General features: G+C 50.3%; 12 protein-coding genes and 1 riboswitch. Of the genes, 1 reads left to right on the forward strand and 11 read right to left on the reverse strand.

What is annotated here, in order from left to right:
- Window positions 1-66: 66 nt before the first annotated feature.
- From rplW to DWV73_RS09195, 5 genes are all read right to left on the reverse strand, one after another.
- Complete coding sequence (gene rplW, locus DWV73_RS09175) at window positions 67-366, reverse strand: 50S ribosomal protein L23 (RefSeq protein WP_022360573.1); 300 nt, start codon at window positions 364-366, stop codon at window positions 67-69.
- Window positions 366-986 (reverse strand): 50S ribosomal protein L4, encoded by a 621-nt coding sequence (rplD, locus tag DWV73_RS09180; RefSeq protein WP_022360574.1) that lies wholly within the window; start codon window positions 984-986, stop codon window positions 366-368. The genes rplW and rplD overlap by 1 nt, the downstream gene beginning before the upstream one ends.
- A 29-nt stretch (window positions 987-1015) precedes the next feature.
- Window positions 1016-1651 (reverse strand): 50S ribosomal protein L3, encoded by a 636-nt coding sequence (gene rplC / locus DWV73_RS09185; protein WP_022360575.1) that lies wholly within the window; start codon window positions 1649-1651, stop codon window positions 1016-1018.
- A 105-nt stretch (window positions 1652-1756) separates the two neighbouring features.
- Window positions 1757-2074: a 30S ribosomal protein S10 gene (gene rpsJ / locus DWV73_RS09190; protein ID WP_022360576.1), complete on the reverse strand. Its 318-nt coding sequence runs from the start codon at window positions 2072-2074 to the stop codon at window positions 1757-1759.
- A gap of 423 nt (window positions 2075-2497) precedes the next feature.
- On the reverse strand, window positions 2498-3886 hold the full coding sequence (locus tag DWV73_RS09195; RefSeq protein ID WP_117796498.1) for a cell wall-binding protein: 1389 nt from the start codon (window positions 3884-3886) through the stop codon (window positions 2498-2500).
- Between the two features lie 556 nt (window positions 3887-4442).
- Here DWV73_RS09195 and DWV73_RS09200 point away from each other — a divergent pair.
- Complete coding sequence (locus DWV73_RS09200) at window positions 4443-5309, forward strand: class I SAM-dependent methyltransferase (protein WP_117796499.1); 867 nt, start codon at window positions 4443-4445, stop codon at window positions 5307-5309.
- A gap of 46 nt (window positions 5310-5355) precedes the next feature.
- On the opposite strand, the gene DWV73_RS09205 is transcribed toward DWV73_RS09200, so the two are convergent.
- From DWV73_RS09205 to DWV73_RS09230, 6 genes are all read right to left on the reverse strand, one after another.
- Complete coding sequence (locus DWV73_RS09205; RefSeq protein ID WP_107000797.1) at window positions 5356-6150, reverse strand: creatininase family protein; 795 nt, start codon at window positions 6148-6150, stop codon at window positions 5356-5358.
- Between the two features lie 182 nt (window positions 6151-6332).
- Window positions 6333-6944, reverse strand: a complete 612-nt coding sequence (locus DWV73_RS09210) for an ECF transporter S component (RefSeq protein ID WP_117796500.1) — start codon at window positions 6942-6944, stop codon at window positions 6333-6335.
- A gap of 180 nt (window positions 6945-7124) precedes the next feature.
- Window positions 7125-7242, reverse strand: a riboswitch (FMN riboswitch).
- 130 nt (window positions 7243-7372) lie between these two features.
- Window positions 7373-8554 (reverse strand): S8 family peptidase, encoded by a 1182-nt coding sequence (locus tag DWV73_RS09215; RefSeq protein WP_242995781.1) that lies wholly within the window; start codon window positions 8552-8554, stop codon window positions 7373-7375.
- Between the two features lie 28 nt (window positions 8555-8582).
- Window positions 8583-10586 carry an alpha amylase C-terminal domain-containing protein gene (locus DWV73_RS09220; RefSeq protein ID WP_242995782.1) on the reverse strand — a complete coding sequence of 668 codons (2004 nt, stop codon included), beginning with the start codon at window positions 10584-10586 and terminating at the stop codon, window positions 8583-8585.
- 630 nt (window positions 10587-11216) lie between these two features.
- Window positions 11217-13085, reverse strand: coding sequence for an ABC-F family ATP-binding cassette domain-containing protein (locus DWV73_RS09225; RefSeq protein WP_117796501.1), 1869 nt, complete (start codon window positions 13083-13085; stop codon window positions 11217-11219).
- Window positions 13082-13852 (reverse strand): exodeoxyribonuclease III, encoded by a 771-nt coding sequence (locus tag DWV73_RS09230; RefSeq protein WP_022360584.1) that lies wholly within the window; start codon window positions 13850-13852, stop codon window positions 13082-13084. The genes DWV73_RS09225 and DWV73_RS09230 overlap by 4 nt, the downstream gene beginning before the upstream one ends.
- Between the last annotated feature and the right edge of the window lie 16 nt (window positions 13853-13868).

The raw sequence follows: 13868 nt of genomic DNA on the forward strand, positions 1-13868 counted from the left end.
CTCCTGGCGTTTCTTCATGTTTTTCACGACATAGTGTTCGTCGTATAATTGTCTATTGAGGATGAATTATAAACCAGCGAAGATCTCGATCTCTTTGCTGTCCTCGGTCAACTGAACGATAGCTTTCTTTGTTGCAGCTGTCTTACCGAAGGTCATGCCTCTTCTCTTTGTCTTGCCGTCCATGTTCATGGTGTTGACACTCTTAACTTTGGTGCCCGGGAACATCTTCTCAACGGCTTCTTTGATCATAGTTTTGTTTGCCTCGGTGTGTACCAGGAAGGTGTATTTCTTGTCTGTCATAGCATTCATACTCTTCTCAGTTACAACCGGTTTGAGGATTACGTCATAGTACTGTACGTTTGCCATTATGCATATACCTCCTCGATAGAAGCTACAGCAGCCTTGGTTGCTACTACTGTGTTGTATTTCAGGATATCGTAAACGTTGATGGTGCTTACGGAAGCAGTCTTAACGTCTGCCACGTTTCTAGCGGATAATACAGCCTTGTCACAAGCCTCATCCAGAACAACTAAAGCTTTGTTTACTTTCAGGTTGTTCATAACCTCAACAAATTTCTTTGTCTTGATCTCGTCGAAGTTCATAGCCTCAACTACGATGAACTTGTTCTCGTTTACACGGCTTGTCAGAGCAGATTTAAGAGCAGCTCTCTTCTCTTTCTTATTTAAACGGATTGTATAATCACGTGGTGTCGGAGCGAATACTACGCCGCCGCCCGTCCACTGCGGAGCTCTTGTTGAACCCTGTCTTGCATGTCCGGTACCTTTCTGTCTCCACGGTTTCTTACCACCGCCGGAAACTTCGGAACGGGTTTTTGCTTTCTGAGTTCCCTGACGTTTGTTAGCAAGCTGTGCTACAACTGCCATGTGAACCAGATGTTCATTTACTTCTACACCGAATACAGCATCATTCAGTTCTAATGTGCCAACTTCGTTGCCTTCTAAATTGAAAACAGATACGTTTGCCATCTGTATGTTCCTCCTTTCCCGTAAAAGCCTTATCTAGCGACCTTTACTGTCTCTTTGATTGTTACTAAGGATTTCTTCGGTCCCGGTACAGAGCCTTTAACAAGGAGTAAGTTGTTCTCAGTATCAACCTTAACAACCTCCAGGTTCTGAACAGTTACTTTTACGCTGCCCATGTGACCCGGCATTCCTTTGCCCTTAAATACGCGTCCCGGTGTGGTTGCAGAACCGTTGGAACCCTGATGACGATGGAACTTGGAACCGTGAGCCATCGGTCCTCTGTGCTGGCCGTGTCTCTTGATGGCACCCTGGAAACCTTTACCTTTGGAAATAGCAGTTGCATCAATTTTATCGCCTGCTGCGAAGATGTCTGCCTTGATTTCGTCTTTTACAGAATACTCTTCAGCATTCTCTAAGCGGAACTCTCTTACATATCTCTTGTAAGCAACGCCTGCCTTGTCAAAATGACCCTTAACCGGCTTTGTCACAAGTTTTTCTCTCTTGTCTACAAAACCAACCTGTACTGCTTTGTAGCCATCGTTCTCTTCTGTCTTAACCTGTGTAACAACACACGGTCCAGCCTGAAGAACGGTTACTGGAGTTAAAACTCCGTCTTCGTTGAAGATTTGAGTCATTCCGACTTTGGTAGCTAAAATCGCTTTCTTCATTAATCTGACCTCCTGTTTTTCTACAGCGGAACGCGTTCGTCAAACTCCCGCGTTCATCCTAGAACTGTCCAGATGTCTCTATCTAAACTAGTATAGGATTCTTAATTATTTGTTTTTCATCTTTACGTTGATGGACACGCCAGCCGGCATTTCCAGTCTCTGCAGTGCATCAACTGTCTTCTGGCTCGGAGCAATGATATCGATGAGTCTCTTATGAGTTCTCTGCTCGAACTGCTCTCTGGAATCTTTGTACTTATGAACTGCTCGCAGAATGGTTACTACCTCTTTCTTAGTTGGCAGCGGCACCGGTCCACTCACCTTTGATCCGTTTTTCTTTACAGTCTCAATGATTTTTGCAGCGGATGTGTCTACCAGCTGATGATCATAAGCTTTCAGTGTGATTCTCATTACTTGACTTGCCATAAAAAAAGTCGCCTCCTTTTCGTACTATTAAGCACGACAAGCGGTGACTGTACACATACCCGTGTGTGTCCTCGCAGTCCACACACCAAATCCGTCATTTGTCTTCAGGATACTCTATTCTTGTACAGTGACTTGTCGCCAGTTTCCTAACTTGACATTCGCTCCGCGGAATAACCTGCTTATCATAAGCAGCAACCTCTCGTTTCATCGCTATCATGCCACAGCTTCGTTATAATAACACAGCTTTCTGGGAAATGCAAGTGTTTTTTTAAGAAAAAATCTATATTTTTCAAGAAAAAACAGGAGTTTCTTCTTCCGGTGGGTAATTACACCTTTTATATAGAAGAAACTCCTGTTTATCCACAAGAATATATTTCCATGCAGAAATTTTATCTCATTCGAGAAGACTCCCAGCTTTTTTAATTAATCCTCCCAATACGTCGGTTCCACCGGGGTTCTAGCCTCGTCGCTGCCATCGTCGTTTGTGCCGTCCACCTCTGTGACAACACCCGCAGAGCTTGTCTTAAACTTTGTGCCGTTCGCATCCTTCACGGTGCTGGATTTCACTACCTTGCCGCTCGTCGTTACCAGATAGTTTTTGTCATTGACTTCAATGACTTCATACTTGGTACCGCTGTCTGCCTTCTGAAGCTTACCCATGTAGTACAGGAATCCATCCTCCACACCTGAGTAGCCGCGTCCAGCCTTGTTGCCGCTGTCAGCGAAATAGAACTGTCCGGTCGTTCCGTCGCCCTCTACTACATTTCCCTTGCCTTTTACGACTGAGCTGGTCGCCTTGTCCGCGCCGAAGAAATAGCAGGCATACTGACCGCTCGTTCCTACCTCCAGACGTCTCAGACCATAGACCGGGTTGCCCTTCTCATTAAATAAGTAGGTAATATTGTTGATGCGAACCAGGTTGCTCGTCGAAGCGTCAGAAATCTTCGGACCCACCTTCGGCTCGCCGTTGCTTGAAAAATAATACCACTGTACATCGCTGCCGAGATCCAGATTGTAATCATCATCCTCCGGCGGAGTCGTGGAGAGCCAGCCAGTCTGTACCTGACCGTTGCTCTGATAATAACGGTAATTTGCAAATCCAGAGGAATTTCCCATATCGACCCAGCCGGTCTGCATCGCTCCGTTTTCGTCGAAGCAGTAGTAGGTTCCGTCAATCTTATACTGTTTATATTTAGCACCGCCTAAAGAAGGCACATATTTCTTTCCTGAACTCTGAAAGTAGTACCAATGATGATCCTCATCGTCGTCGCCGGGTTTCACTTCATCATCGTCCTTTTTGGTATCATCCGGATCTTCCAGATATGCCCAGCCGATCTGCATGACACCATCTGCATTCGTGTAGTAGGTGTCATCATCCACCCAGCCCGTCTGCATCGCTCCATCACCGTCGAAGTAATAGTACTTGCCTCCGATCTTGGACCAGCCGTCGGATACCATCTTTCCGCTGGTGGAGAAATAGTACCAGACCGTCGTAGCGGAAGTCTCGTTCCATGCCGGATTGCGCTTCGGCAGTTTCAGCCACTTGTCAGTCGCCATGATGCCGGTACTCTCGACAAAGTATTCGTCGTCCACCCAGCAGTTCGACGCGATGTTGCCCTGGGAATCGAGATAGCGCCAGAGATTGTCTGCTCCCTTCTTCCAGGTATTCGTCACCTTGTTGCCATTGTTGTCCACATATATCCAGCTGTTTCCAGACTGCTGCCAGCCTTCTGCCGCGTAAGATGTCAGGGTCGCCGCCCCTATCATCAGCGCTGCGGAAAGGACGCAGACTGCCAGTTTCTGTTTCTTCATATACAAGCCCTCCCAGTTCACGATTGATAACGTCTATTCTCCCACCTGCTGCGCATTCGCACACTTCCCGTCGTGTGGAGACTGCATCAGATGCTTATAACGCCTTGTTTTGTTCCAGATACGTGCAATCTATCTTTTACCTAATATACATTTTAACAGGAGATGTAGGAATCTTCAAGGAGATTTATCTTTCAATTTATTTACTTTTTTTTGGCAGGAAGCCGTTCAAAAGGTTTGACACGCCAATCAATGACCGATATAATTAGGTATGCATTTCAACTGAACCGTTTTTCCGGTCAGACAGACTGCGTTTATGGTTACTGTGCACGCATCGTGCCCAGTAACGGAATTTGCCGTGGCTTCGCATTTAAATACGGCAAATTCCTGCTGTCACCACGTTTTCTTACGGCACTTTCGGTTCCAAAAGTGCCTACCCGGGAACAGTAACCATTTATGCCATTTGGATGGAAATGGCTTATGGATAACACCGATTATAAAGGCGGCAGATACCCTTTTCCGGGGTTTGCGCCTCATTTTTTTGAAAGGATAAAATTTTATGTGGATTGCAGATGGATGGAACGATTATGAAGTGATTGACTGCTCCGAAGGAGAGAAACTGGAGCGGTGGGGCGACTATCTTCTGGTTCGCCCGGACCCGCAGGTTATCTGGAACACCCCCAAGACACACCGCGGCTGGAAAAAGATGAACGGACACTACCACAGAAGCTCCAAGGGCGGCGGCGAATGGGAATTTTTCGACCTGCCGGAGCAGTGGTCGATCCATTACAAAGAACTGACCTTTAACTTAAAACCGTTCAGCTTCAAGCACACAGGTCTCTTCCCGGAGCAGGCGGCAAACTGGGACTGGTTCGGTGACCGCATCCGCAATGCCGGACGCCCAATCAAGGTTTTAAACCTCTTTGCCTACACAGGCGGCGCTACCCTGGCGGCAGCCGCAGCCGGCGCCAGCGTGACCCATGTGGACGCCTCCAAGGGCATGGTAGCCTGGGCGAAGGAAAACTCCCGTTCCTCCGGGCTGGAAAATGCACCCATCCGCTGGATCGTCGATGACTGTGTGAAATTTGTTGAGCGTGAGATCCGCCGCGGCAACCATTACGACGGAATCATCATGGACCCGCCGTCCTACGGCCGCGGACCGAAAGGCGAGATCTGGAAGATCGAAACTTCGATTTACCCGTTCGTGCAGCTCTGTACGAAACTGTTATCGGACAACCCGCTCTTCTTCCTCATCAACTCCTACACCACCGGGCTGGCGCCGTCCGTCCTGACCTATATGCTCTCAACCGAAGTTGCCTCCACCCACGGCGGCACAGTGAAATCGGACGAGCTGGGACTTCCGGTTACCCGCACCGGACTGGTATTACCATGCGGTGCATCCGGACGCTGGGAATCTGGTAAATAACACTGGTATTCGGATGACATAGACACCCCATTTTTAAGTTTGATTCCTATTCATTCCAATCCCGGATATCTAACAGCCCCGGGACCAGTTCCCGCGCACTCGTCTCTAATATAATTCGCCCCTTCTCGGCGCTTGCACCAGACGGATCTCCTCCAATTCCAATCGGCGATCCGTCTTTTGTTTTCCAATCCTCCGACACCCAGCCGATCGAAACCGGACCGTATGGCTTCAGGGCGCGGGTCTTCTCAAACGCCGTCGGCTCTCCCGCTTCCGAAAGTTCCAGCTTCACAAGACTCTCATCGACCGCCATTACCATCGATGTCTCCATCTCTCCACCGTGGAAATCCCAGATATTCCCCTTTGAAATCGTTGCTTTTACATCCGGATGACCAAATGCCCCCGATGAAAGGATAAACGGTGCAATCCCCAGCTCACTCCGAAGTTCCCGGCTTAAAACCTGCGCTATCGGCGCATTCCCACCATGGCATACCAAAAAAGCCAGCTTTTTAAAACCGTGATGCGCCAGGCTGACGCATATATCATATAAGAGATGATAGTAAGTGTCCGGCCGGACTGTGACCGAACCGCAGAAATTCTTATGCTCTGTACTTAAGCCCACCGGAATCACCGGAAACAGCAGCATCGGGAAGTCTTCTTCCCCCTCTGCCTCCAGTGCCTTTTTGATCTCCTGACTCATCGCCTCCGCGATAATATCATCCGTTCCCAGTGGTGCCTGATTGCCATGCTGTTCCAGCGCCCCGAGCGGAATCAGGACAATCGTGTTCTCACGGTCCACCTGCTCCATTTCCCATCTTGTCAAATCTCTATAGTTACGTATCATAGTATCTCCTCCTCTTATAAAAACAGATATGTCTTTGCACGTTCCATCAAACAAAAAGGATTGTCCGGGATTCTTCCCCCAGGCAGCTTTCCCAGCGGTTTCCCGACAATCCTTTCTATGAAATGGTTCTGCCGTTTCACAGCAAACAGCCAAATCCGTCAAACCATTCCTCTTATTTCATTTTATACTGCTTTCGGCACAATCTTCGCCGCACGCAGGCGTACAAACAAAAGCTGTCCAACGATATAGTTGAGTCCCACTTTCAATACATTGAATGGGATCGTCGCCAGGATGATAAATCCATTCAGGTCTTTGATCGCCGGGTTGACCGACGCTACCATGCGGATCACTTCATCCAGCGGCAGGCTCATCGCTTTCGCATATAACGGAAGCGTAATGTTCGCATTGATAAAGCATGCACACGCGGTGCGGATCACGATACTGATCAGAAGTGCTTCTACAGCTGCCTTACGGTTAGCGCCCAGCTTCTGATAGAGGAACCACAGCGGCCATACGAACAGGAACGCCGCAATCAGGTTGGCCAGCTCACCGACGTACATCGTGTTAGTTCCGACAGTAATCAGCTTGATTAACAGCTTGATGACTTCTACACAGATACCGGATACCGGTCCCATCAGAAACACGGCAATCACAGACGGTACATCACTGAAATCCACCTTATAAAACGGCGGCATCATCGGAACCGAAAATTCCAATGACATCAGCACGCCAGCAACCGCTGCCAGCATCGCCGTATAAATCAATTTTTGAATACTCCATTTTCCTGTCTTCATCTTAAATCTCCTTTCGGTTTTAAAACTCATTTCTCCGAAGGAGGAGTATGAATCAAGTGCCGGACTAGCTGCATTTGTAAAACTAAAAAATCCCAGGTTGTTCGGGACCTGGGATAATAAATCGCAACTTAGCCGATGTACACCAGCCTGCTTACGCTCAAGCGGTACACTCTCTGACTCCTGCCTCTTCTCTCATCCAGACTATACTGTCGGTTTCGGAATCTCACCGAATCGGCCGCCATCGCGGTTCGCGGACTATACCGCCGGTAGGGAATTTCGCCCTGCCCCGAAGAAATCATGGTAATTACTCCGTCTTCATACATATAAACATGTGAATCTGCGGAGTAATTATCTCACCCGGTCATAGTATCACATACAAACGAGAATTTCAATATTTTTTTAACAATCTTTCTTTTCGTTTTTCTCATCTACGGCATCGCCGCCCCGGCATCCAGCATACCTCCGGTTGCCACTTTGCCGGACAGACTCTCAAGCGGCCGCGCCGACTGCAGAATACGGTTTCTCACATCCATAAGCGACAGGGACGCATCGCAGGAGTACAGCATCGCCGCCGTTCCGGTCACCATCGGCGCCGCCATTGATGTGCCGCTCATGTAGGCATAGTCATTGCCCGTGATCGTGCTCAGGATATAATTGCCCGGCGCTGCCAGATCCACGCTTCTCACCCCGTAATTGGACGCACGGTCGAGCTGACCGTCAAAGCGCAGGTTTGCCACGGAAATGATATTGTCCAGTTCAAAGCTTGCCGGGTACATCGGCTGCTCATCGATGCTGTAGCCATTACCGGAGGCGTCACCGTTTCCAGCCGCCACAATAAACAGCATCCCCGAATCCTTGATCGCCTGATACAGCTCCTCGCTATATTTCATCGTGCCAAAGCTCAGATTGCAGATCGACGCGCCGTTCACCTGCGCATACCGGATCGCCTTAACCACGTTGCTGACGGTTCCGACACCGGACGATGTTCCAAGCGTCTTGATCACCATGATCTTCACATACGCCGGATCGCAGATTCCAACCGTTCCGACTCCATTTCTCGCCGCCGCGATCGTGCCCGCCGAGTGGGTACCATGATTGTCATCCACCCCGGTAAATACCTGGGCATTATTATCATAGAAATTCCAGCCGTAAACGTCATCGATATAACCATTTCCGTCATTGTCAATGCCATCGCCCGGGATTTCCCCCGTATTCGTCCAGATCGAACCGCTAAGCTCCGGGTGAGTTATGTCAACCCCTGTATCAATCAGCGCCACAATCACCTGACGTTTTTCACTTTTCGCGTCATATTTCTTCCATGCCGGGACAATATTTATATCGATCCCTTCCAGAGAACGAACCGTTCCATCTGCTGAGAGCGCCGGGCTGCCGGTAATCGCCCCAATCGCTGCATCCACCGCCGCCGTATGGCTCGGCACCAGACGCAGTTCACCTGTATTTAAAAAAGCCCACTGATAGGAGGCATAGGAATCCGCATAGGGAACCGATTCCCGTGACGGACCCGCCGCATATGCCGGAAGCGCCGCGCTCCCTGCCATCATGGCAGCACACAGGGCGGCTGCCAGCCCTCTAAAAAGTTTCTTTTTCAACTTGCTTTATCCTCTTTCAATTCCGTTCTTACAGTTCGCGCGCTGCCGCAACCACAGTCTCCGCTTCCTTTGCCGGTTCTTTTCTGACATTCTGCCGTTTTACCGATTTTACCACTTTCCCGGCTTTTTTGCCATCCTTTTCGGATGCCGGACCGGAAATTGGCTTAAAGCCGCGAAATACCAGAATACTCCGCGGCGGAACCATATACTGGCGAAGCTCTTCCTGCGGCTCCTGCCCTGCCTCCAGGCTTTCTGGCGGACAGATTCCGTTATTGTCTGCGTCGTCTGTGTTGATGCACAGAGTCCACTGCATTCCCTTCGGAAGTTTCGGAAGATCAAATTCATGCGGCTCCCAGTGCATATTGTAGGCGACAAAGAAATAGTCATCGCTGGTGCCGTCCGCTCTCCGCCCGTACTCGCCGCAGTAGAGAATACCGAGCTGGCGGCGGAAGTTTTCAAACTCCGGGCACCATGTTTTGACGCCGTGGTAGGAAACGTCCGGGTGTCCGCAGACGAGGTAATCAATATTTTTCGGCTCCATCGGCAGGTGGAACACTGGATGCGCTTTGCGGAACGCTATCATATATTTTACAAATTCATAAATATCCCGGTTTGTCTCCAGCTGATGCCAGTTGAGCCAGGAAATCTCATTGTCCTGACAGTAAGCATTATTGTTGCCGTTCTGGGAATTGCCGAACTCATCGCCCGCTAAAAACATCGGTGTTCCCTGACTCAAAAAGAGCAGCAGAAATGCGTTGCGGAGCTGTTTTTTCCGCATCTGCACAATCTTCCTTTTCCGCGTCGTGCCCTCGATGCCGCAGTTCCACGTATAATTATAATCGTTTCCGTCCCGGTTATTCTCCCCGTTCGCCTCGTTGTGCTTCTGCTCACAGGAAACCATATCCATCATCGTAAAGCCATTTGTCGCCGCCATATAGTTGATCACGCCATATGCGTCCGGATTCCGGCGTGTCTGGTAAATGAGACGGCCGACCTGATCCTCATCGCCCTTTAATACCCGGCGCATATCGGTCAAAAATCCCTCATTGTACTCGCCCAGATGCCAACGGCGCTCCCGCAGCTTCGATGCCGCTGCCGTTTTTGGCACGCGCACGCCATCCCAGGAACCAGCTAATAGCTTCGTATCAGCTAACAGCGGATCCGACGCCAGCAGTTCGGCCGGCGCAAACCCGGACAGGTGCACGCCATCCACATGGTACTCGTAAACCCAGAAACGGACTGCCTCCTGCGCCAGCGCCGCGCTCTCCTTCCCGGTAAAATAAAGCTCAACCAGCACCTCAATATCATTTTTATGAAATTCCTTCACCAGATCCTTAAATTCCCGCTCCGGTTCTTTCTCTTTCCCAGATGTATATGAAGCTTTCGGCGCGAACAGGTATCCCTCCCCATAGCCCCAGTAATTGAGCCGTCCGGTCGGTGCCCCGGTCGCATATGGATTCCCGTCTGCCCCATCCTCCATCATCACTTCCTGAAATTCATTCGGCATCATTAATTCAACTGCTGTGATACCCAATTCCTTTAAATAGGGAATTTTCTCCGTCAGCGCACGGAACGTTCCCCGCTCCCCGACGCCAGAAGAAGTATGACGGGTAAATCCGCGCACATGCAGGCGGTACAGGATCGTCTCATCATATGGATGTTTCAGCGGCTGATCCATTTCCCAGTCATACGTTTCTTCCGGAAAACGGCAGCGCATCGGACGGAGCGCAGCTTTTAGATCGCCCCAGCGCTCATGTCCTGTATAGATACGCCCGCACGGATCCGGCAGCTCCCCCTGCTCGGTCTCGATCGTGTATTCCAGTCCCGAAAAATCATCGCCCGCAAGCTCCATCATCCAGAGATCCCCCACCCGTTCTTCCGGGGAAAATGGGATCCGAACACCCTGTTTTTTACCTGTCTCATAAATTGCCAGATGGCAGAATGTCCCCGGTGCCTCGACGCACAAGTGCATTCCCGTCTCTGTCCGCTTGATTCCCGGTGTAAAATCAGGGGTTCTTATCTTCTGTCTCACGATTTTTTCTGCTTTCACCTGTATCCCCTCCACGTTTTCATACGGCACTTTCGGTTCCAAAAGTGCCTATTTGTGAGCAGCCGCCTGCGCCTGTTACAGTCCACACATATGCAGACTGTAACAGGATTTTGCCGATGCTTCGCATTCCAAATCGGCAAAATCCGCCACCTCCACGTTTTCATACGGCACTTTCGGTTCCAAAAGTGCCTACTTGTGAGCAGCTGCCTGCGCCTGTTACAGTCCACACATATGCAGACTGTAACAGGATTTTGCCGATGCTTCGCATTCCAAATCGGCAAAATCCGCCACCTCCACGTTTTCATACGGCACTTTCGGTTCCAAAAGTGCCTACTTGTGAGCAGCTGCCTGCGCCTGTTACAGTCCACACATATGCAGACTGTAACAGGATTTTGCCGATGCTTCGCATTCCAAATCGGCAAAATCCGCCACCTCCACGTTTTCATACGGCACTTTCGGTTCCAAAAGTGCCTACTTGTGAGCAGCTGCCTGCGCCTGTTACAGTCCACACATATGCAGACTGTAACAGGATTTTGCCGATGCTTCGCATTCCAAATCGGCAAAATCCGCCACCTCCACGTTTTCATACGGCACTTTCGGTTCCAAAAGTGCCTACTTGTGAGCAGCTGCCTGCGCTTCTATTTTTTCCGCCAGATCGTTCAGATACATCCAGCGGTCCATCTTTTCTTCCAAAAGAGCTTCTTTTTCCTCTTTTTCCTTTATGATGCCGTTCAGAGCCGTATAATCGCGGGCAGAGTCCTGCATCTGCTGCTCCAGATCCGCGATTGCCTCTTCCAGCGCCGCGATATCATCCTCGATCGTCTCCCACTCTTTCTGCTCCATATAGCTGAATTTGAGCTTTTTCTCGCGCTGGCGACCGCGGTTTTTATCCTTTGCCGTCTCCGCTGCATCTGACGTTCCCGCACCAGAAGCGCCTCCGGTCTTCTGGCCTCTGCCGTGTTCCTGACCGGATTCCTCCATCTCTGCCGCTATGCGTTCCCCACAGGCTGCCTGATAGTCGGTATAGCCGCCCTCATACCGACGGATCGCGCCGCCGCCCTCAAAGGCGAAGATCCGGCGCACTACGCGGTCAAGGAAATACCGGTCATGCGATACCGTAATCACGATCCCCTGGAAATGATCAAGATAATCCTCCAGAATCGTCAGCGTGCCGATATCCAGGTCGTTGGTCGGCTCGTCGAGCAGAAGGACGTTTGGCGCGCCCATCAGGATATGGAGCAGATAGAGTCTGCGCCGCTCGCCGCCCGATAGCTTGCCGATCAGCGTGTACTGCATATGGGACGGGAACAGGAACCGTTCCAACATCTGGGATGCCGATACCAGCCCGTCCGCCGTCCGCACGTACTCTGCCACATTTTTAATGTAGTCGATCACGCGCATCGACTGATCCATATCTTCGTTTTCCTGTGAAAAATAACCCATTTTTACGGTCTGGCCGATGATCGTCTCGCCCGAATCCGGTTTCACCCAGCCGGTAATCATTTTCATCAGCGTCGATTTGCCGCTGCCGTTCGGTCCGATGATGCCGATGCGGTCATCCTTCAAGAAGATATAGGAAAAATCATCGATCAGGAGGCGGTCACCATACGCCTTATGAAGATGGTGTGCCTCGACCGTGGTCCGTCCGAGACGGCTGGAAATCGAGCTCATCTCCACATTTCCATCTACTTTCGGAGCTTCCACCGCACTCAACGCCTCGAAGCGCTGAATACGCCCTTTCTGCTTCGTGCTGCGTGCCTGTGCGCCGCGCCGGATCCACGCCAGCTCCGTCCGCAGGATATTCTGGCGTTTCTGCTCCGAGCTCACCGCCATCGCCTCGCGCTCTGCCTTTAATTCCAGATAGCCCTCATAGCCGGACTGATAACTGTACAGCTTTCCCTTGTCCAGTTCGACGATGCGGTTCGTCACGTTATCAAGGAAATACCGGTCGTGCGTGATCATCAGAAGCGCGCCGCGGAATTTTTTCAGGTACTCTTCCAGCCAGTCCGCCATCGCACTGTCCAGATGGTTCGTCGGCTCGTCTAAAATCAACAGATCCGCCGTCGATAACAGCACCGCTGCGAGCGCAACGCGCTTTCTCTGTCCGCCCGAAAGTGTCTCCACCTTGGCACTATAATCGGTGATTCCAAGCTTATTCAGCATGGATTTCGCATCGCCCTCGAGATCCCAGGCGTGCTCATGCGCCATATTTTCCCGGATCACGCAGTCTAAGACGGTCCGTCCCGCTTCAAACTCCGGATTCTGAGGCAGATAACGGATATAGAGATTTCGTCCCTTTACCACCGTACCCTCATCCGGCTCTTCCAGACCGGCTACAATCTTTAGAAGAGTAGATTTTCCGGTTCCGTTGATGCCGATGAGACCAATCTTATCACCTTCACCGATGGAAAATGCCACGTCATCAAAAAGCAGCCGTTCCGTATATGATTTTTTCAGATGTTCTGCTGTCAGTAAATTCATGTCTCATCCCGATCCTTTATCTGTAATTCTACCGGGCAGTGATCCGAACCCAGTATCTCCGTATGAATCTGTGTGCCCGCCAGCCGGTCCTTCAGGCTCTTGGAAACACAGAAATAATCAATCCGCCACCCAGCATTCTTCTCGCGTGCCTTAAACCGGTACGACCACCAGGAATAAACGCCCTCTTTATCCGGGTAAAAATAGCGGTACGTGTCGATATATCCAGAGTCCAGAAGCTCCGTAAACTTGCTTCTCTCCTCATCCGTAAATCCGGCATTTTTCCGGTTCGTCTTTGGATTTTTCAGGTCAATCTCCGTGTGTGCCACATTCAGATCCCCACAGAAAATAACCGGCTTTTTCTCCTCCAGCTTCTTCAAAAACTGGCGGAAATCATCCTCCCACTGCATCCGGTACGGAAGTCTCGCCAACTCATTCTGGGAGTTCGGCGTATAGCAGGTCACCACATAATAATCCGGGTACTCCGCCGTAATGACGCGCCCTTCATGATCGTGCTTCTCAATGCCAAGACCATAGCTCACGCTAAGCGGCTCCTCCTTCGAAAACAACGCCGTTCCCGAATACCCCTTCTTCTCCGCATAGCTCCAATACTGATAATACCCCGGAAGCTCCAGATCAATCTGCCCTTCCTGCAGCTTGCTCTCCTGAATACAGAAAATATCCGCATCCAGCTCATGAAATACATCCAGAAATCCCTTTCCCACACACGCCCGCAAGCCGTTTACGTTCCAGGAAATCATTTTTTTCATTCTATTTCTCCTTTTT

The sequence above is a fragment of the Clostridium sp. AF12-41 genome, from assembly GCF_003461685.1.
Lineage (GTDB): Bacteria > Bacillota > Clostridia > Lachnospirales > Lachnospiraceae > Otoolea > Otoolea fessa.